Here is a 17837-nt window from a genome sequence, read left to right as displayed (position 1 = left end):
GGAAGGGGGAACTGAGCATGAAAAGACTGATAACTGCAACGCTGCTGGCCACGATGATGGCGGGTACGGCGATGGCCGACACGACGCTGAAGCTCGTCGAGGTGATCACCAGCCCCGAGCGCACCGAAACCCTGAAAACGCTTGTCGGCAAGTTCGAAGCCGCCAATCCCGGCACTAAGGTCGACATCATCTCGCTGCCCTGGAACGAAGCGTTCCAGAAGTTCGCGACCATGGTATCGGCAGGCGACACCCCTGACGTCATGGAAATGCCGGATACCTGGCTCTCGCTCTACGCCAACAACGGCATGCTTGAGAGCCTCGAGCCCTACCTCGAAAAGTGGGAATACACCAAGGGCTTGACGCCACGTGCGCTGGAACTCGGCCGCGACGTCAAGAACACCGCCTACATGCTGCCATACGGCTTCTATCTGCGCGCGCTGTTCTACAACAAGAACCTCTTCAAGGAAGCAGGCGTTTCCGAGCCGCCGAAGACGATGGACGAATTCGTCGCCGCCTCCGAAAAGGTCTCTAAGCTTCCCGGCAAGTCCGGCTACTGCCTGCGCGGCGGACCGGGCGGCCTGAACGGCTGGGTGATGTTCGGCGCGACGATGGCCGGCTCCAACAAGTTCTTCAACGACGACGGCACCTCGACCATGAACAGCGAAGGCTGGACCAAGGGTCTTGAATGGGTGGTCGACCTCTACAAGAAGGGCCTGGCGCCGAAGGACAGCGTCAACTGGGGCTTCAACGAGACCGTCGCCGGCTTCTATTCCGGCACCTGCGCGATGCTCGATCAGGATCCGGATGCCCTGATCGCGGTTGCCCAGCGCATGAAGCCAGAGGACTTCGGCGTCACCAAGATGCCTGTTGGCCCGAGCGGTAAGGGCTTTACAACGATCGGCTTCGCCGGCTGGTCGATGTTCACCACCAGCCAGAACAAGGACCTGTCCTGGAAGCTGATCGAAACGCTGGAATCTCCCGAAGGCAACATCGAGTGGAACAAGCGCACCGGCGCGCTTCCGGTTCACACCTCGGCCGAGAAGGACCCCTTCTACGCCAGCGAGCAGTTCAAGGGTTGGTTCGACGAACTGGCCGACAAGAACATCGTTCCGACCGTGATGCCGACCTATCTCGAGGAATTTGCCTTCTTCAAGGATTCGCTCGCCATCAAGACGACGCAGCAGGCGCTTCTCGGCGATATCACGCCGAAGGAACTGGCTGACCAGTGGGCAGACTATCTGACCAAGGCTCAGCAAAAGTACCTCGCGAAGAAGTAAGCGGGCTCAGAGCAAGCAGCCCCCTCATCCGATCCTACGGGCCACCTTCTCCCCAAGGGGAGAAGGGAACGGAGACACCGCGGCAAATCCCTTCTTCCCAACGGGAGAAGGTGCCGGAAGGCGGTTGAGGGGGCCCAGTCCCTATTGGGATCGTACAGTCGAACCATGAAAGCCGCCCAAGATGACCATGACCGCCGATACGCTCGACAGTCGCCGTGACCGCAGGTCGTGGCTGAAGCGCGTCGCCGATGCCTCGGAACCGTATCTCTACAGCGCCCCATCGCTCGTCCTCATCATTGCCGTGATGCTGGTGCCGCTGGTGATCGGCGTGTCCTACGCGTTCCGCGATATCCAGCTTCTAAACCCATTTTCCGGTGGCTTTGTCGGGCTGGAGCATTTTCGCGAACTCTCCAAGGATGCCGCCTTCTATGGCGCGTTGAAGAACACGCTCTGGTGGACGGGCGCGTCGGTCGTTCTGCAGTTCATCTTCGGGCTTATCCTCGCGCTTTTGCTCGACAAGCCGTTTTGGGGCAGGGGCCTCGTCCAGGCGCTGGTGTTTCTGCCCTGGGCCGTCCCGTCGTTTCTCGCCGGCCTCAATTGGGCATGGCTGTTCAACCCGGTGATCGGGCCTATCCCGCACTGGCTCTATGCGCTCGGCCTTATGAGCGAGCCGCGCAACATCCTGTCCGACCCGCAATACGCCATGTGGGGACCGATCATCGCCAATGTCTGGTGGGGCATTCCCTTCTTCGCCATCACGCTGCTCGCAGCCCTTCAGGCCATCCCGCGCGACCTCTATGAGGCCGCCTCGATCGACGGCGCCACGTGGTTTCAGCGGTTCCGCTCGATCACGCTGCCGTTTCTCGCGCCGACGATCGCGATCACCGTGCTTCTACGCACCGTATGGGTGTCGAACTTCGCCGATCTCATCGTCGTTATGACCGGCGGTGGTCCGGCCGACAGGACGCAGATCGTTGCCAGTTATATCTTCACCCAGGCATTCAAGCGGCTCGATTTCGGATACGCCTCGGCGATCGCGCTTGTGCTGCTGGCGTTGCTGCTCGCCTATTCCATGCTGATCATCCTGCTTCGGCAGACCCTGCTGAACAAGGATTGAGCCATGAGACGATCCATCATCCCCACCATCGCGCACCGTCTGGCGATCCTGTGCTACATCGTATTCGCGCTGTTTCCGCTGTTCTGGCTGCTCAAGGTCTCCGTCACGCCCAACGACCTTCTCTATTCCGAAGGAGTCCGGATGTGGCCGTCGCGCACGACCTGGGAGCATTATAGCTTCGTTCTCCAGCACAGCGCGTTTCCGACATTCTTCAAGAACAGCCTTATCGTGTCGGCCTCAACCGCCGCCGTCGTCACGATCTGTGCATCGCTTTCTGGCTATGCGCTCTCGCGGTTCAATTTCCGGGCGAAATACTGGATCGTGGCGCTGATGCTGCTGACGCAGATGTTCCCGCTGGTCATGCTGGTCGCGCCGATCTTCAAGATCCTGACGCCACTGCATCTCACCAACAGTCTGACAGGCCTCGTCGTCGTCTACACCGCCTTCAACGTCCCCTTTGCAACCTTTCTGATGCAGTCCTTCTTCGACGGCATTCCTAAGGATCTCGAGGAAGCGGCAATGATCGATGGCGCGACGCAATTCACCGCGTTTCGGCAGATCATCCTGCCGCTGACTTTGCCGGGGATCGCAGCCACGCTCGGCTTCGTCTTCACTGCGGCCTGGAGCGAGCTGCTATTCGCGTTGATGCTGATCAACGGCAACGACGCAGCGACCTTCCCGGTCGGGCTGCTAACCTTCGTAGGCAAATTCTCGGTCGACTTCGGACAAATGATGGCGGCGGGTGTTCTCGCGCTCATCCCGGCCGGTCTCTTCTTCCTTCTCATTCAGCGCTACCTCGTCCAGGGCCTCACAGCCGGCGCGGTCAAGGGTTAATCACATGGCATCGATCGATATCCAGAACGTCAAGAAATCCTTTGGCCATGTCCACGTCCTGCAGGACGTCGAGCTCAAGATCGAGGATGGCGAGTTCGTCGTGCTCGTCGGGCCTTCCGGCTGCGGCAAGTCCACGCTGCTTCGGATGATCGCCGGCCTCGAGGACGTGACCTCGGGCGAGATCCGCATCGCGGGCAACCGGGTCAATGAGCTGCATCCGAAGGACCGCGACATCGCCATGGTGTTCCAGTCCTATGCGCTCTATCCGCACATGAATGTCGCCGGAAACATGAGCTATAGCCTGAAGCTCCGGAAAACGGCAAAGGACAAGATCGCAAGCGTCGTCGGCGCGGCTGCCTCCAAGCTTGGGCTCGATCCATTGCTCGAACGCCGCCCCAAGGCGCTATCCGGTGGCCAGCGCCAGCGCGTCGCCATGGGCCGCGCCATCGTGCGTCAGCCCAAGGCGTTCCTGTTCGACGAGCCGCTGTCGAACCTCGATGCCCGTCTGCGCGAGCAGATGCGTGCCGAGATCAAGAAACTGCATGGCGACCTGAAGGCGACCTCGATCTACGTGACCCACGACCAGATCGAGGCAATGACGCTGGCGGACCGGATTGTCGCCATGTATGGCGGGGTGGTGCAGCAGGTGGGCAGCCCGCTTGAGCTCTATGATCGCCCCGCCAATCTCTTCGTCGCCGGTTTCATCGGTTCGCCGGGCATGAATTTCCTCGACGCGACCTACAAAAACGGCGGCGCGAAGCTGAAGGACGGCACCGTTGTGGCGCTGTCTAATCCGCTCAAGCTTGCTGACGGCGACAAGGTGACGCTTGGCATTCGCCCCGAGCATGTCGTCATGACGTCGGAAGAAACAGGCATGAAGGCAAGCGTCGAGCTGATCGAGCCGACGGGCTTTGGCATCATCCTCCATCTCTCGCTGCATGGTCTGCCGTTCAAGATCTTCACGCTCGATCGGGCGGCGCTGACGGCGGGACCGGATGTCAACGTCAGCTTTCCCGCACAGCACGTCCATGTGTTCGACGCGAAAGGCGACAGGGCGAGCTGATCGCCTCTAAGTCTCGAAGATCAGAAGAACGTAGGCGACGAAGAGAACGAGGTGCACCGCTCCCTGCATGAGATGCGTGCGGCCGCTGGAAAACGTTATGATGCTCAAGGCGAGTGTCAGCACCAGCATGATCGGGCTGCTGTGATCCAGACCAAGAATGACGGGGTTTCCCGTGAGGTGGCTGATGACAAGCATTGCGGGGACGGTGAGGCCGATGGTCGAAAGCACCGAGCCGAGGAAGATGTTCACCGATCGCTGCAGGTGGTTGGCGATCGATGCCCGCACGGCGCTGATCGCCTCAGGTGTCGCCACCAGGACGGCCATGATCACGCCGCCAAGCGCCGCCGGCGCCCGAAGCGTCTCGATGAAGTAATCAATTGGTGGCGCCAGTTGCTCGACCAGGAACACGACCAGCGACATATAAAGGGCGAGCATCACGATCGGCCACCAAAGCGGCCCTTGATGATCATGGTGGCGACTTTGAGGTAGCGCTTCTTCTGTGTCATCGATGAAAAAGCCCCGGTGGCGCCCTGTTTGCAGCATCAGGAAGACGCCATAGAGCCCGACCGAGATGAAGGCCAGGACGGTCTGCTGAACGGTCGAATAGCCCGGCCCGCCGCCGGGATGAGTAAAGTTCGGCATGATCATGCTGAGCGTTGCCAATGGTACGATCACGCCGAGATAGGCGTTCGCACCCTGTAAATTATGCCGCTGCTCATGCCGTCGCCAGGCACCTAGGAGCAGTGACAGTCCCACCATGCCGTTCAAGATGATCATAACGACAGCAAACAGGGTATCGCGCACCAGTGTGGGGTTGTTCTCGCCGTGCTGCATCACGGCGGTGATCGCCACTACCTCGATTGTTGTGATGGCGAGCGTCAGTATAAGCGTTCCATAGGGCTCGCCAAGGCGCTCGGCCAAGTGATCGGCGTGTCGCACAACGGATAGTGCCGAGCCGAGAACGACGGAGAACAGCCAGATAAAGATGAGTGTAAGCCAGAAGGGATTGGCAAGCAGCGCAAACAGCGCCTGACCGCGAAACAGAAAAGCGACACTGGTGAGCGCGCTGATCGCAAGGAACCACTCCCGCTGCAGCAAACTGCCAGTGGGAGGACGGTGCAGCGTTCCCGCATCTGCTGTCACGTCGCAATTCTCCCACAGGTTTCCGCCCAAGATGATGAAAGCACGTGCCTTGACCAGCCTCAAGCTCAAATCAACCGAGCGTTTCGCGGGAGGCCCTTGTTTTTGGGGTCACAGGTTGCGCTTGCTGTGAGCGATAAATGCTCTCACGGCCGGAGACGCCTCGGTCTTCCTGTAGGCGACGACAAGGTCGGATGTAACGTTGGCATAAGGCAGCGGCACGTACCGGATGCCGGGCAGCCTGACGCATTCAAGCGATTTCGGTACGATCGCCACGCCTGCCCCAATCGCAACCATGCTGCCGATACCTGTGAAGTCCCAGGAGGTGGAATTGATGTTAGGCTCGAACCCCGCTTCCTTGCAGGCAGCAAAGGTCGTGCCGTGGAAACCGACGTCGCGCGGTTGCTGCGGCGTCAGGAAGGTTTCACTCGTTAGACCGGCGAGATTGGCGGCGCTACGCTCCAGCGTCAGCGGATGCCCATCCGGCACCATCAGAACGATGGGCTCGCGGCGGATGATGTGGGTCGCAAGGCCATCCGGGATAGGGGCAGGGCCGCGGATGAAGGCGAAATCAAGCAGTCCTTCGACGATGCGAGCGAGCTGCTTGCGCAGTTCCATCTCCGTCAGTTCGATCTCAACGCCGGGGTGGTCGCGCTTATAGGCCCTGATCGATTGCACGACGGCGCCGGAGTATGCGGCAGATGCGACATATCCGATCGAGACGCGCCCCGTCTCGCCGCGACTGACCCTGTTGACCGCCACCATCGCGACATCTGCCTGCGCAAGGATCTTGGTCGCTTCGTCGTAAAGCACTTGGCCGGACTGGGTGAGATGGACGGAACGTCTCGTGCGATCGAGAAGCGACGTTCCCAGGATCTCCTCAAGTGCCATGATTTGCTGGCTCAGCCCCGGTTGGGCGATGCCAAGCCTTGCGGCCGCGCGCTCGAAGTTACGCTCCTCGACAAGCGCCACGAAGTATCTGAGATGGCGGAGTTCGAAAGAAGGATTGCGGATAGGTCTTCGAGCGTCCGTGTTCGTCATGTGCGATGCGCTTCAGAATAATTAAAAACTATGGCGATCAAAAAATATCATAATCAGAAATGATGAAAATACCCCCTGTTATTTATTGGATGAAATAGGATAAGGTGACTAAACAAGTCCAGTTTTCGGATCGTGACTGGATTGGGCGGTAAAGTGACAAGACACCTTAGTTTCATGGAAGCGCTGGCAGCAACGGCGGTGGTAGGCGTATCGGTAGCGGCTCCGGGCCAGTTGCGTGCTGAAGATGGCGACAGCGCAACAGCGCTTGCTCCGATAACGGTTCAAGCCAAGGGCGCGGAAGATCCGAAGGGCCCCGTCAAAGGCTTCGTCGCGAAAACCAGTTCGACCGCGACCAAGACCGGGACGCCGATTTTGGAAACCCAGCAATCCATTTCGGTCGTCACATCCGATCAGATGCGCGCACAGGGCGCCGAAACGGTCGGGCAGGCGGTCGAATACACAACTGGTGTTTCCGGCACGCCTTATGGTTCCGATCCACGCTTCGATTCGCCGAGGATTCGGGGCTTTGATGGCCGCCAGTCGCAATATCTGAATGGCCTAAAGATGATGCGCACCGCCGGCGCGCCTGCTGTCGATCCCTATCAGCTGGAGCGCATCGAGGTCCTGAGGGGACCGGCATCGGTCATGTACGGCCAGGGCAATCCCGGCGGCATGATCAATCTGATCAGCAAGCGGCCGGTGTTCGAGCGCTTCGGAGAGGTTGGCCTGCAGGCCGGAAGCTATGACACCTACGGCTCGTACTTCGATGTCGGCGGTCCGCTCAGCGACAGCTCTGACTTCGCCTATCGCGTCACGGGCCTGGTGCGCGCAGCCGGTGCCCAGACAGACAATATCGATAACGATCGTTACTTCATCGCTCCGGCGCTGACATGGCAGCCCGATGACGACACAAAGCTGACGATCCTCACCAGCGTCCAGCACGACAACCCGAGCACCCCATCCAGCCTGCCGGCCCAGCTGACACTCAACGCCACGAACAATCGGCTCTCCCGCGACTTTTTTGTGGGCGATGAGAGCTTCGACCGTTCCTCGCGGACACTGACAAACCTCGGCTACGAGTTCGAACATCGCCTGAACGACGTCTGGACCTTCCGCCAGAATGTTCGCTATTCCAATTTCGACTGGAATTACCAGGCGCTCGGCATGGCCACGTCAGGTCTCGCAGCCGATGGCCGGACCATCAATCGCAATGCGACCTTTCAGGATGAAAACCTCAATACGTTCAACATCGACAACAACTTCCTGGCCGAGTTCGATACTGGTGACGTCGATCACAAGCTGCTTGTTGGCCTCGACTACAGGTACTTCTCCAACGATGCCAGCACACAGTTCTGGAGCGCGACGCCGCTTGACGCGTTCAATCCCGTCTACGGTGGTCCGATCAGGCTGACGTCCAAGACGACGGACGCGCATGTCGTCTCCGACCTGCAGCAGCTTGGCATCTATATCCAGGACGAGATGGCCTACAACAATTGGCGCGCGACGCTTGGCCTTAGGCAGGATTGGGCGAGCACAAGCGGCACTTCCTTGAATGGAAGAACGAATGTCGCGCGGCCGCTCGACAAGGATGATCACAAGCTGACCGGTCGCGCCGGGCTGGGTTACGTCTTCGATAACGGCATTGCACCCTATATCAGCTATGCCACCTCCTTCGAGCCGGTTCCTGTGCCGACAACAGGCCAGTTGCTCGACCCGACGACGGGCAGGCAGGTGGAAATCGGCGTCAAGTATCAGCCCGAGGGCTGGAACGGCTTCTTCTCTGCTGCCGTCTTTGATCTTCGCCAGAACAACGTGTCCAATACGGTTGCTCTTCCCGGTGGCGGAACGACGATTGCCCAGATCGGTGAGGTGCATGCCAGAGGCGTGGAACTCGAAGGTGTGGCCAGTCTCACCGAAGGACTGGACCTGCACGCCGCCTACACGTACATGGACACGGAAATTTTGGGGCGTACGGACAATGGCAAGCGCCTTGACAATGTTCCGGCGAACGCAGCAAGCCTCTGGCTCGACTACACCTTCCAGGAGGGAAGCGATCTCGATGGCTTCGGCATTGGCGGTGGCGTGAGATATGTGGGACAGCGCTATGGCGATACGGCCAACACATTCGATCTCGGTGGTGTCGCTCTCCTCGACGCGGCGATCCGCTACAAGAAGGATGGTGTTACCGCGTCACTCAATCTCAAGAACATTGCGGACAAGAACTATGTCTCAAGCTGCTCCTCGTTCGGTTGCACCTATGGTGATGGCCGCACGGTCATGGCCAGGTTGAGTTTTGCCTGGTAGTTGGCAGATAAAGTGGGCGTATGATTTCAGACAATTCCAACAGGTCAGCTCTGATCGGGCGGCGGCAGGCTCTTGGCCTGCTCGCTGCCCTTGCCGTTGCATGGGATGCGAAGGCCGCGGCAAGGCCAAGCCGCATCGCGGCAATCGACTGGGCGATGCTTGAAACCCTGATGGCGCTCGGCGTGACCCCGATTGCGGCCACCGAGCTCCTGCAGTTCCGCAGCGACGCTGTCGAGCCGCAGATCCCGTCTTCCGTCGTCGATCTCGGCCTGCGCGGCTCGCCCAACTTCGAGCTGCTGCACCTGCTGAAGCCCGAACTCATCCTTATCTCGCCCTTCTATGTCCGGCATCAGCCGGCCCTTGAGGCGATCGCTCCCGTCTACTCGTTGCCTTTTTATGTCCAGGGCGAGCCGCCCTATGCCAAGGCGCTCAACGCAGTCTCGCAACTGGGCGATCTGCTTGGCCGGACGGATGCCGCGGCCAAGGAGCTGGCCGATCAAGAGGCATTGCTGGCGGGCCTTCGCCAGCAACTCGTTCCGTTCGCGGCACGGCCGACCTACATCATCAATATCGGCGATTCCCGTCACTTTCGCGCCTTCGGCGCCGACAGCATGTTCGGAGACATCCTGCAGCGGCTCGGTCTGCCGAACGCCTGGACGGACCGATCGCGCTTCACCTTCGCAGCACCGGTACCCATGGAAAACCTCGCCGCCAATCCCGAGGCGCGTATCGTCATCGTCTCCGATATCCCCGTCGAGGCGCGCAGCAGCCTGCGCGACAGCATGATCTGGAAGTCGCTCAAACCAGTCAAAGAAGGGCGTGTCGTCAACATCGGTAACATCAACCCCTATGGCGGCATCACCGCCGGCCTTCGCTTCGCGCGGCTCTTGAGCGAAGCGCTCGTCAAAGGCGGAGAGACGCTTTGACATCGCGCACAGCCTGGATCTTCTTCGCCGCCGCGACAGCGCTCGCGGTCCTACTCTTCCTGCAGCAGGCGCTTGCCTTCTTGCCGCTTTCCGCCTGGCCATCGCTGCCGCTCGTGCCTGACAGTATGACCACCGAGCAGATCATCCTCGCCTACGGCGTCTTTCCAAGAGCCGCTGTCGCCATATTGGCCGGTGGCGCCCTCGGTCTCGCCGGCGCCTTGCTGCAGCGGCTGCTAATAAACCCGATCGCCGACCCCTCGACATTGGGCGTTTCGGCAGGCGCCCAGCTCGCCATTGTCGCCACGACGCTGTTTTTTCCCGCGATCCTCGATGGATATCGTGCGCTGGTCGCGCTGGCGGGCGCGGCCGGTGCAACGGCGCTGGTTTTCCTGCTCGGATGGCGCCGCAGTTTCGATCCAGTCACCATGGTCGTCTCCGGCCTGCTCGTCGGCATTACCTGCGGTGCGCTGTCGGCCGCGATGACGCTTTCGCAGGGCGAATATCTCATGTCGCTGGTGACGTGGAACGGCGGCGCGCTCGGCCAGCAGGACTGGTCGGTCGCCTCGACGCTGGCGCTCGAACTCTTCGCGGGCCTTGCGGCAAGCATTCTGCTGCTGCGGCCGCTGGCGCTGTTCGGCCTTGGCGATAGCGGCGCGAAATCGCTCGGCGTGGGGCTGGTTGGTATACGCGTGGCAGTCGCTGTGATCGCGGTCGGGCTGGCGGCGGGTGTTGCTGCGAGCGTCGGCCTGGTCAGCTTCGTCGGGCTTGCCGGGCCGGCCCTGGTGCGCGGCCTTGGTGTCAGGAAGCCACATGCCATCATTCTCGCGTCACCCATCGCGGGTGGCCTGTTGCTCTGGCTGTGCGACGGCCTGGTGCAATTCCTTGGCTCTACCACCAGCGAGACGTTCCCGACAGGGGCGATGACGGCTCTGATCGGCGGCCCGCTGTTGCTCTGGCTGCTGCCGAAGGTCAAGCCGGTCGAGCTGCATGAGGAGCGTGCACATGTGACCGAGGCGAGGGCGCCGCGCACATGGCTGATCCTGCTCCTCGCTTTCTTGCCGGCGCTCGCTCTCTTGGTGCTTTTCCTGGCGCGGACGCCGGCAGGGTTCACACTGCTTTCGGCGCAGGACTTCATCGATCTTCTCCCCATGCGCTGGCCAAGGTTGCTCGCTTCGGCCGCTGCGGGCAGCCTGCTTGCGATAGCGGGCACCATTCTGCAACGCCTGACGGGCAATCCGATGGCAAGCCCCGAGGTCCTGGGCGTCAGCGGCGGCGCCGGTATCGGCTTCGCGGCGGCGATTACGATCGCGCCGGCCGCAGGTGTCGCCGAGCTTTTCGCAGGCGCCGGTATCGGCTCCATGATCGTCATGATCATTGTCGTCGCCTTTGCCAGCCGGCGCCAGCTCTCGCCCGAACGTCTGTTGCTGGCCGGCATCGCCGTCAGTTCGCTGACGTCGGCTATTCTGTCGGCGCTGCTTGCGATCGGCGATCAGCGCTCGTGGCAGATCCTGTCCTGGCTCGGCGGCTCGTCCAACACGGCGACGCCGGCATCGTCAACCGTGCTCGCGGTTCTGGCGATCGTCTGCACCGGTATCGTGCTTTTCTTCACGCGCTGGCTGACGATCCTGCCGCTCGGCAGCGCGGTGCCGGTTGCGCTCGGCGTGCCGGTGCGCTCGGCGCGTACCGCGATGATCTTCGTGGCCGGCCTCGCGACCAGCGCCGCGTCGCTGCTGGTTGGACCCTTGAGCTTCGTCGGGCTGATGGGGCCGCATATTGCGCACCGCGCGGGCTTCATAAAACCGGCGCATCAGCTGTTGGCGTCATCGGCGATTGGGGCACTGCTGATGATCGTCGCCGATCTCGGCGCGCGCACGGCAACCTTCCCCTACGAGCTGCCGCTGGGTCTGTTCGCGGCGCTCGCCGGCGCGCCCTATCTCGTCTGGCTCATCGCCCGCAGGCGATGAGCGTCAAGACAATACCGGCGGCATTGCAACGCCGAGCCGCTCGGCATGATCGCGTAGCCCATCGATAATCCCGGGAAACAGGCGCACGCCGTCGCAAAGCGCACTGCGCTTGCGCGCAAGCCCGTTTTCCCCAGGCAAGCGGACGCGTTCGACGCCGGGGCGCGGCGGGTTGTCGTGACAGGCATCGACGAGCCAGCCGGTCTGGCGCAGGAAAGCCTCGCGACCGCCGAATGCAGCTGGATCGAACACTTGCACCGTGACGGCGGCATTCGTCCCCTTCGGCGCATCGGCGCGGCCATAGCCCGATAGCGCCTGCGTGAAGGCTTCGACATGCAGCGCCATGCCGTATCCTTTCTGGCCGTGGTCCAGCCCGCCGGTCGGGAGCAGCGTGCCGCCGCTTTCAATGACTTTGGGGTCGCGGCTGGGATTGCCGTCTTTATCCATCAGCCATTCGTGCTCGTACTGGCGGCCTTCCCGGATCAGGCGTTGCGCCATGTTGACCGTCGTGATCGAGGCGCTGATATCGATGAGGATCGGATCTCCAGATGTGGGGATGCCGTGCGCCACCGGGTTTGGCGTGTAGACGCCCTTGCGCCCGCCGAATGGAGCAACCTGTGCGCCCGAAGGGCTCGAGCTTGCAATGCTCACCATGTAACCCCGGTCAGTCGCGATCGACAGGTAGGAGGCGAGACAGCCAATATGGTGGCTGTTTGCGATGGTGATCGTCGCTGTGCCGTAGGTTTCCGCTCGGTCGCAGGCGAGCTTGAGGGCCTCCGACGTCAGCCATGCGCCGGGCAGGCGCCTTCCGGCCCAGGCAACCGCAGGCCCACGATCCGATATGATCTCGGGGCTGCCCTCACGCGTCATCACACCGTCGGCGATGCTCTGCAGATACCAGCCGGCGAGCGCCAGGCCATGGGTCGTGTGCCCCATCAGATCCGCTTCAACGAGATAGCGGGCCACGGCCTCGGCTTTGGCGTCTTCAAGTCCGGCGGCCGCGTACAGGTCTTTGGCAAAGCTGCGCAGCGCGTCCGGCGCGTAGCGGATATCGTTGGTGTCGTTCACCAGTCTCTCCGTCGTTGTTGAAGCTGCGATGTGCTCAGCGCGCGAGAAAGCGCGGCTCGAGCGCTTTTCCATCCAGCGCATCCAGAACATTCCTTGCCGCCATCACCGAGACCGCCCGCTTGGCGTCGACAGTCACGCCCGCCACATGCGGCGAAACAAGCGTGTTGGGCAGCTGGAACAGCGGATTGTCGACGCCGGGCGGTTCTTGCTCAAAGCTATCGAGGCCAGCGCCGGCGAGATGGCCATCCTGTAGCGCGCGGACAAGGGCTGCTTCATCGACGACTTCGCCGCGGGCCGTATTTATCAGCAGCGCGCCAGGTTTCATCAGCCCGATGCGGCGGGCATCGATGAGCTTGTTCGTCTCCGGCGTCAGCGGACAGTGCAGGCTGACGATATCTGACGACGAAAGCAGCGTATCCAGATCGATCTCGCGGCGAATGCCCGAGACAAAGGCGCTTTCCGGCGTATGCGGATCGAAGGCGATAATCTCCATGCCGATCGCGCCGGCCATTTTCGCGAGCGTCTGGCCAATGAAGCCGAAGCCGACGATGCCGAGCGTCAGGCCGCGCAGCTCGCGGCCCTGATATTGGTTCTTGTCCCAGATGCCGTCGCGGATCAGCGCATCCTGTCGCGGCATATCCTTGGAGAGCGCCATGATCATCGCAAGCGCGTGTTCGGCGACCGAGTGGCCGTTGCTGCCTGTTGTCATCGATACGGGAATGCCGAGCTCGGTGGCCGCCGCGACGTCGATGTCGTTGGTCCCAACGCCGTGCTTGGCGATATGCTTGAGCCTTCCGCCGGCCTTCATCTCCTCAGGGCCAAGCTTTTCGGCCAGCAGGCGAATGATCACAGCCTCCGGCCTGTGGGCCTTCATGATGTCGATCACGGCCCGTCTGTCGATATAGGGTTCCGTCGTCACGACCGTGGCGCCGGCTTCGACCAGCAAAGAAAATCCCTCCGGCGCCAACTGGCCGCCGAGCACGATAACCGTCTTGTCCATTGCTCATCTCCTCCCGAGAGAATGGCAGGCCGCGGCGCGCGATGGCACCAGGTCGTTTCAGATCTCCGTTCGGATCAGGCTGCCTGACGACGCGGCGAACGGGCCATCAGTCGGGCATAGGCGATCGCCGAGAGCATGTTGACGTGATTGGCCTGGCCGGTGCCGGCAATATCGAAGGCCGTGCCGTGATCGACGGAGACGCGATCGATCGGCAGGCCGAGCGACACGTTGACGGCCGTCTCAAATGCCACGAGCTTGATCGGGATATGCCCCTGGTCGTGATATTGCGCGATCACCAGATCGAAGGCGCCGTTATAGGCCCGTGCGAAGACGGTGTCGGCCGAGATCGGCCCGACCACGTCGATGCCATTGGCCCGCGCCAGTTCGACGGCGGGCGCCAGAAATTCGGTGTCTTCGGTGCCGAACAGGCCGTTTTCGCCGCAATGCGGGTTGAGGCCGGCAACGGCGATGCGGGCCTTCTTCCCAAGACGAAGGAAATGCTTGTGACCGGCTTCGATGGTCGCCAGCACGCGCTCGGTGCGCGCCCGTTCGATCGCGCCCTTCAGCGAAATATGCGTGGAGACGTGAATGGTGTTGAGACGCTCGGAAGCCAGCAGCATGAAAGAGCTTTTCGATCCGGTCAGATGTGCCAGAAGCCCCGTATGACCATCGAAGTGATGGCCGGCGAGGTTCATTGCCTCCTTGTTGATCGGCGCGGTTACGATGACATCGGCCTCGCCTGACATCGCAAGTTTGACGGCGCGTGTGATATAGCGAACCGAGGCGTCGCCCGCGACCGGGCTGACCTTGCCGATCTCGGGCATGGCAGCACCCAGGTCCACTTCATCGACGGCGATCTTGTTCGCACCGGCGAAGCCGACAGGGGAAAACTGCAGGCCTGTCTCGGCCGAGCGGTTGGCACGCTCAAGCGCCTCGGTGTTGCCCACGATGACGAAATCGCGGCGTTCGATCTCCGGCAACGTCGCCAGCGCCTTGACGATCACCTCGGGGCCGACACCAGCGGGATCACCCAGCGTCACCGCGACTTTTGCATTCCTGTCCATCAGTCCCATTCCTTATTGGATCAAACGCACCTAGTAGGCGGCTTCGTATATCGAACGTATGTCGGCGTGCGTGAGGTCACGCGGGTTGTTGTCGAGGAGACGACGAATGACAAAGGCGTCATCCGCCATGGCGTCGAGATCGCTATCCGGCACGCCAAGCGCGGAGAGCTTCATTTCGATGCCGAGATCGGCGCAGAAACCATAAGCCGCATCGAAGACCGATTGTACGTCGTCCGATGTCTTGCGGCCAAGCGCATCCATCACCGCGCGCGTTTTCTCGGGGACCGAAGGCGTGTTGAACGCCAGCACATGCGGGAAGATCAGCGCGTTTGCCGCACCATGCGCGATATGCCAGCGCGTGCCGAGCGGATAGGCCAGCGCATGGCCGCCGGCGGTGTTGACCGGACCAAGACAGAAGCCGCCATAGAGCGAGGCAAGCGCAAGCCCGGCGCGCGCTTCCGCGTCAGTGCCGTCTTTCACGGCACGGGCGAGGTATTTACCGACCAGCCGCGTCCCCTCGATCGCGTATAGGTCGATCATTGGATGCGCCTTGCGGTTGGTGAAGGCCTCCACGCAATGCGCCATGGCATCGACACCGGTTGCCGCGGTCGTGCGAGCCGGAACCGTGAAGGTCAGCGACGGGTCGATGACAGCGATATCGGCCAGCATGTGAATGCTCTCGACGGCGAGCTTGGCCATCGTTTCGGGGTCGGTCACCAGCGCGCGGATGCCCGCCTCACTTCCCGTCCCGGCCGTTGTCGGCACCTGTGCCAGCGCGACGCGGCGGGGCCCGTGAACCTTGTTCGGGCCGACGACGTCGCGCAATGACTGCGACGACCCGGCAAGAACCGCGGCCAGTTTTGCAAGATCCATGGCGCTGCCGCCGCCGAAACCGACGACCAACTGTGCATCCGCCGCATTGGCGGCTGCAAGCACCTTGTCGAGATTGGCGGTGTCGGGCTCCGGCGTCACATCGGCGAAGACCGTGATTTCACCCTTGAGGCCGAGCGCTTCGACGCGCGCGGCATTGAAAGCGTCGGAAATGACGAGGATGCGGGCGTAGCCCTTGTCGCTCGCCCATTTGCCCAGGCGTTCCGCCGTCCCCACGCCGAACTCGATGATTTCAGGCCGGATGATTGTGATAGGCGAATCCAAGCTGACCACCGGATGACTCCTCCCCTGCGGTATTGCGGCATGTTTCGACACCGCCAAGATGTAAATTTGTTATACCAGCTCATTCGCCTTGGCAAGCTTGGACATTGCTTTTGGCTGGAAAAATGCCCTGCGCTGGCGTTTCTTGGCCATTGCGCTCGTTGTTGGCGCGTCGCAAAATATTGATATAAAACGATTAATTAGCGAAGCGAGGAATCTGCCGTCTGCTCGTCGCGCTTCAAGCGGCATGCGCCGTCGCCAGCCCCCAATTTGTAAACTCCAAGCAATAATCCGCAGGGTCAGCGTGCCAAGCTCGATTTGCCGGCACGCCGAGTTGACAAGCGAAGCGCAATTGCGGCGTCAGCCAAGCGCATCCTGAGACAGCCGCACATATTTGATTGCGCGCCGGTAGTAGGTGTAGGCGACATGCACCGTGCCATCGGCCCCTTGGATGATCGACGGGTAGGAAAATTCGCGGTTGACCGCGTCTTTTGAGTTGTTGCTCAAGCAATAGCCATCGCCCGTATCGAGGTCGATCCGGCGTGGAAAGCTGCGGCCGCCATCCGTCGAAAAGGCGAGGCTGAGTGGCGCACGTGACACGCCCCAGATTGCCTTGCGCCTCTGGCTTGGCTCACTGGCAACGGGTGCTGCCACCTCGTCCCCCTCGATTTCGTCATAAAGCGACAGGCGACGGGCGTCGGACATCGAGGCGTTGCAATGATTGTAAACCATTGCGATCGTGTCACTTTCCAGCTTGACTGCCTGGATGGAGGAGTTGTTGTTCGGTAGGTCGATCGGCTCCGGTGCACTCCAGTTCTCGCCATCGCTCGAGCGGCTGGACAGCACGTATGCGGCGAAACGGTTGCGATAGAAGGCAACGAATTCACCTTCCGGCAGGGGCACGATGTTCATGTGAACCGCGCCGATGCTGTCAGGTACCTCGGTCATCGTCCAGCTTTTGCCAGCGTCGCGCGAGATCAGCACGCCCGCGGTATCGGCGTCACCCGTCCAGCGTTCGCCCGGCAGTCCGACGCAGCGAAAGACCGGCAGCAGCCAGCAGCCCGCGCCGTTCACGACGATCGGTTGGCGCACGAATGTGCCGGGGATATCGCATAGCACGCGGACCTTGCCAAAGGTGCGGCCGCCATCAGCGGAGATACGACATTTGACAACAGAGCCATCCTGGTTCCCGGATGTCTGTGACGTGTACAGCAACCAGACATCTCCGCCAGGCGCGTTGAAAATCAACGGGTTCTGCTCGGATTTAGTCGGATCGTCAGACATTTTCTCCGGCTGCGACCATCGCATGGTACCGGGTGTCAGGCGCGACATGTAAATCGATATGTCGCCCATGCCTTCCATTGTGCCGCCGAACCAGACGCAGATAAGCGTCCCATCCGGCAGGAGGGCCAGGTTGGCGGCGTGGTTCTGTATGCATGGGGAGGGGAGATAGGCATCGAAACGCCCGCTCTTGGCGGGATTGGCGATGATTTCGCCGGTCATCAGATCAGGAACGGCATCCGGTTGCAAACCCGTGAAGGTCATGGTCGTCCTCCTTTAGGGCAGTGTCTTGTAGGCGTCGGCAAGCGATGTGTAGTCGGCGTCGCTGATCGGCATCAGCGGTGCGCGCGTGCGCTTCCAGGCCGGGTTGCCGGTCTTCAGGCCGACCATCGCCTTGATCGTCGGAATCTGTACATAGGAGTTGGACAATGTGCGATAGGCGTTGATGCGCGCTTGCGCTGTCTCGACCGCCTCAGCGCCGCTTTCGTCGTGGACCTTGTCATAGACGGTGCGCAGCGAATCCGCTACCAGGTTTGAGGTGGCGGTGATGCAGCCGGCACCGCCTGCCTTGAGCAGTGGCAGCAGAAGCGGATCGACCCCGGCGAGAAC

At 61.5% G+C, this 17837-nt stretch carries 15 protein-coding genes; 7 read left to right on the top strand and 8 right to left on the bottom strand.

The window, feature by feature from the left end; translation table 11 throughout:
* Positions 1 to 17: 17 nt before the first annotated feature.
* The 4 genes from B3605_RS20120 to B3605_RS20105 all read left to right on the top strand — a co-directional run bounded on the left by B3605_RS20120 (position 18) and on the right by B3605_RS20105 (position 4291).
* Positions 18 to 1277, top strand: a complete 1260-nt coding sequence (locus tag B3605_RS20120; RefSeq protein WP_112981206.1) for an ABC transporter substrate-binding protein — start codon at positions 18 to 20, stop codon at positions 1275 to 1277.
* Between the two features lie 181 nt (positions 1278 to 1458).
* Positions 1459 to 2394, top strand: a complete 936-nt coding sequence (locus B3605_RS20115) for a carbohydrate ABC transporter permease (protein WP_296435723.1) — start codon at positions 1459 to 1461, stop codon at positions 2392 to 2394.
* A 3-nt stretch (positions 2395 to 2397) separates the two neighbouring features.
* The gene (locus B3605_RS20110; protein ID WP_296435722.1) at positions 2398 to 3228 is read left to right on the top strand and encodes a carbohydrate ABC transporter permease; all 831 of its coding nucleotides are present in this window, start codon (positions 2398 to 2400) and stop codon (positions 3226 to 3228) included.
* A gap of 4 nt (positions 3229 to 3232) precedes the next feature.
* On the top strand, positions 3233 to 4291 hold the full coding sequence (locus B3605_RS20105; protein WP_296435721.1) for an ABC transporter ATP-binding protein: 1059 nt from the start codon (positions 3233 to 3235) through the stop codon (positions 4289 to 4291).
* 6 nt (positions 4292 to 4297) lie between these two features.
* On the opposite strand, the gene B3605_RS20100 is transcribed toward B3605_RS20105, so the two are convergent.
* Positions 4298 to 5434, bottom strand: a complete 1137-nt coding sequence (locus B3605_RS20100; protein ID WP_296435720.1) for a calcium:proton antiporter — start codon at positions 5432 to 5434, stop codon at positions 4298 to 4300.
* Between the two features lie 108 nt (positions 5435 to 5542).
* The gene (locus B3605_RS20095; RefSeq protein WP_113010656.1) at positions 5543 to 6472 is read right to left on the bottom strand and encodes a LysR family transcriptional regulator; all 930 of its coding nucleotides are present in this window, start codon (positions 6470 to 6472) and stop codon (positions 5543 to 5545) included.
* A gap of 174 nt (positions 6473 to 6646) precedes the next feature.
* Between B3605_RS20095 and B3605_RS20090 the strand changes: the two genes are divergently transcribed.
* The 3 genes from B3605_RS20090 to fhuB are packed head-to-tail and all read left to right on the top strand — an operon-like array spanning position 6647 to position 11666.
* A complete protein-coding gene (locus B3605_RS20090; protein ID WP_296435753.1) occupies positions 6647 to 8776 on the top strand; it encodes a TonB-dependent siderophore receptor in 2130 nt (709 codons plus the stop codon).
* Positions 8777 to 8796: 20 nt separating this feature from the next.
* Complete coding sequence (locus B3605_RS20085; RefSeq protein ID WP_112818997.1) at positions 8797 to 9702, top strand: iron-siderophore ABC transporter substrate-binding protein; 906 nt, start codon at positions 8797 to 8799, stop codon at positions 9700 to 9702.
* Positions 9699 to 11666, top strand: coding sequence for a Fe(3+)-hydroxamate ABC transporter permease FhuB (fhuB, locus tag B3605_RS20080; protein ID WP_296435715.1), 1968 nt, complete (start codon positions 9699 to 9701; stop codon positions 11664 to 11666). The genes B3605_RS20085 and fhuB overlap by 4 nt, the downstream gene beginning before the upstream one ends.
* Before the next feature lie 3 nt (positions 11667 to 11669).
* Here the strand turns inward: fhuB and B3605_RS20075 are convergent, their stop codons facing one another.
* From B3605_RS20075 to B3605_RS20050, 6 genes are all read right to left on the bottom strand, one after another.
* Positions 11670 to 12731 (bottom strand): Ldh family oxidoreductase, encoded by a 1062-nt coding sequence (locus tag B3605_RS20075; protein ID WP_296435714.1) that lies wholly within the window; start codon positions 12729 to 12731, stop codon positions 11670 to 11672.
* A 34-nt stretch (positions 12732 to 12765) separates the two neighbouring features.
* Positions 12766 to 13731 (bottom strand): hydroxyacid dehydrogenase, encoded by a 966-nt coding sequence (locus B3605_RS20070; protein WP_296435712.1) that lies wholly within the window; start codon positions 13729 to 13731, stop codon positions 12766 to 12768.
* A gap of 74 nt (positions 13732 to 13805) precedes the next feature.
* On the bottom strand, positions 13806 to 14795 hold the full coding sequence (pdxA, locus tag B3605_RS20065) for a 4-hydroxythreonine-4-phosphate dehydrogenase PdxA (protein WP_113010720.1): 990 nt from the start codon (positions 14793 to 14795) through the stop codon (positions 13806 to 13808).
* 30 nt (positions 14796 to 14825) lie between these two features.
* Positions 14826 to 15959, bottom strand: a complete 1134-nt coding sequence (locus B3605_RS20060; RefSeq protein WP_113010661.1) for an iron-containing alcohol dehydrogenase — start codon at positions 15957 to 15959, stop codon at positions 14826 to 14828.
* Between the two features lie 348 nt (positions 15960 to 16307).
* Entirely contained in the window at positions 16308 to 17492 is a 1185-nt protein-coding gene (locus B3605_RS20055; protein ID WP_113010662.1) for a sialidase family protein, read from the bottom strand.
* Between the two features lie 12 nt (positions 17493 to 17504).
* The coding region (locus tag B3605_RS20050; protein WP_296435710.1) for a dihydrodipicolinate synthase family protein at positions 17505 to 17837 on the bottom strand (333 nt) is incomplete at its 5' end.

Origin of the sequence: Rhizobium sp. UBA1881 (genome assembly GCF_002338015.1) — a bacterium.
Classification (GTDB): domain Bacteria; phylum Pseudomonadota; class Alphaproteobacteria; order Rhizobiales; family Rhizobiaceae; genus Rhizobium.
This window is presented reverse-complemented; position numbering and strand designations above follow the sequence as displayed.

What these genes read in the sequence shown, in the direction of transcription:
- B3605_RS20115 (WP_296435723.1), top strand. Translation starts at nt 1,459, where the DNA reads ATGACCATGACCGCCGATACGCTCGACAGTCGCCGTGACCGCAGGTCG.
- B3605_RS20085 (WP_112818997.1), top strand. Translation starts at nt 8,797, where the DNA reads ATGATTTCAGACAATTCCAACAGGTCAGCTCTGATCGGGCGGCGGCAG.
- B3605_RS20070 (WP_296435712.1), bottom strand. Translation starts at nt 13,731, where the DNA reads ATGGACAAGACGGTTATCGTGCTCGGCGGCCAGTTGGCGCCGGAGGGA.
- B3605_RS20090 (WP_296435753.1), top strand. Translation starts at nt 6,647, where the DNA reads ATGGAAGCGCTGGCAGCAACGGCGGTGGTAGGCGTATCGGTAGCGGCT.
- B3605_RS20055 (WP_113010662.1), bottom strand. Translation starts at nt 17,492, where the DNA reads ATGACCTTCACGGGTTTGCAACCGGATGCCGTTCCTGATCTGATGACC.
- B3605_RS20105 (WP_296435721.1), top strand. Translation starts at nt 3,233, where the DNA reads ATGGCATCGATCGATATCCAGAACGTCAAGAAATCCTTTGGCCATGTC.
- B3605_RS20120 (WP_112981206.1), top strand. Translation starts at nt 18, where the DNA reads ATGAAAAGACTGATAACTGCAACGCTGCTGGCCACGATGATGGCGGGT.
- pdxA (WP_113010720.1), bottom strand. Translation starts at nt 14,795, where the DNA reads ATGGACAGGAATGCAAAAGTCGCGGTGACGCTGGGTGATCCCGCTGGT.
- B3605_RS20095 (WP_113010656.1), bottom strand. Translation starts at nt 6,472, where the DNA reads ATGACGAACACGGACGCTCGAAGACCTATCCGCAATCCTTCTTTCGAA.
- B3605_RS20110 (WP_296435722.1), top strand. Translation starts at nt 2,398, where the DNA reads ATGAGACGATCCATCATCCCCACCATCGCGCACCGTCTGGCGATCCTG.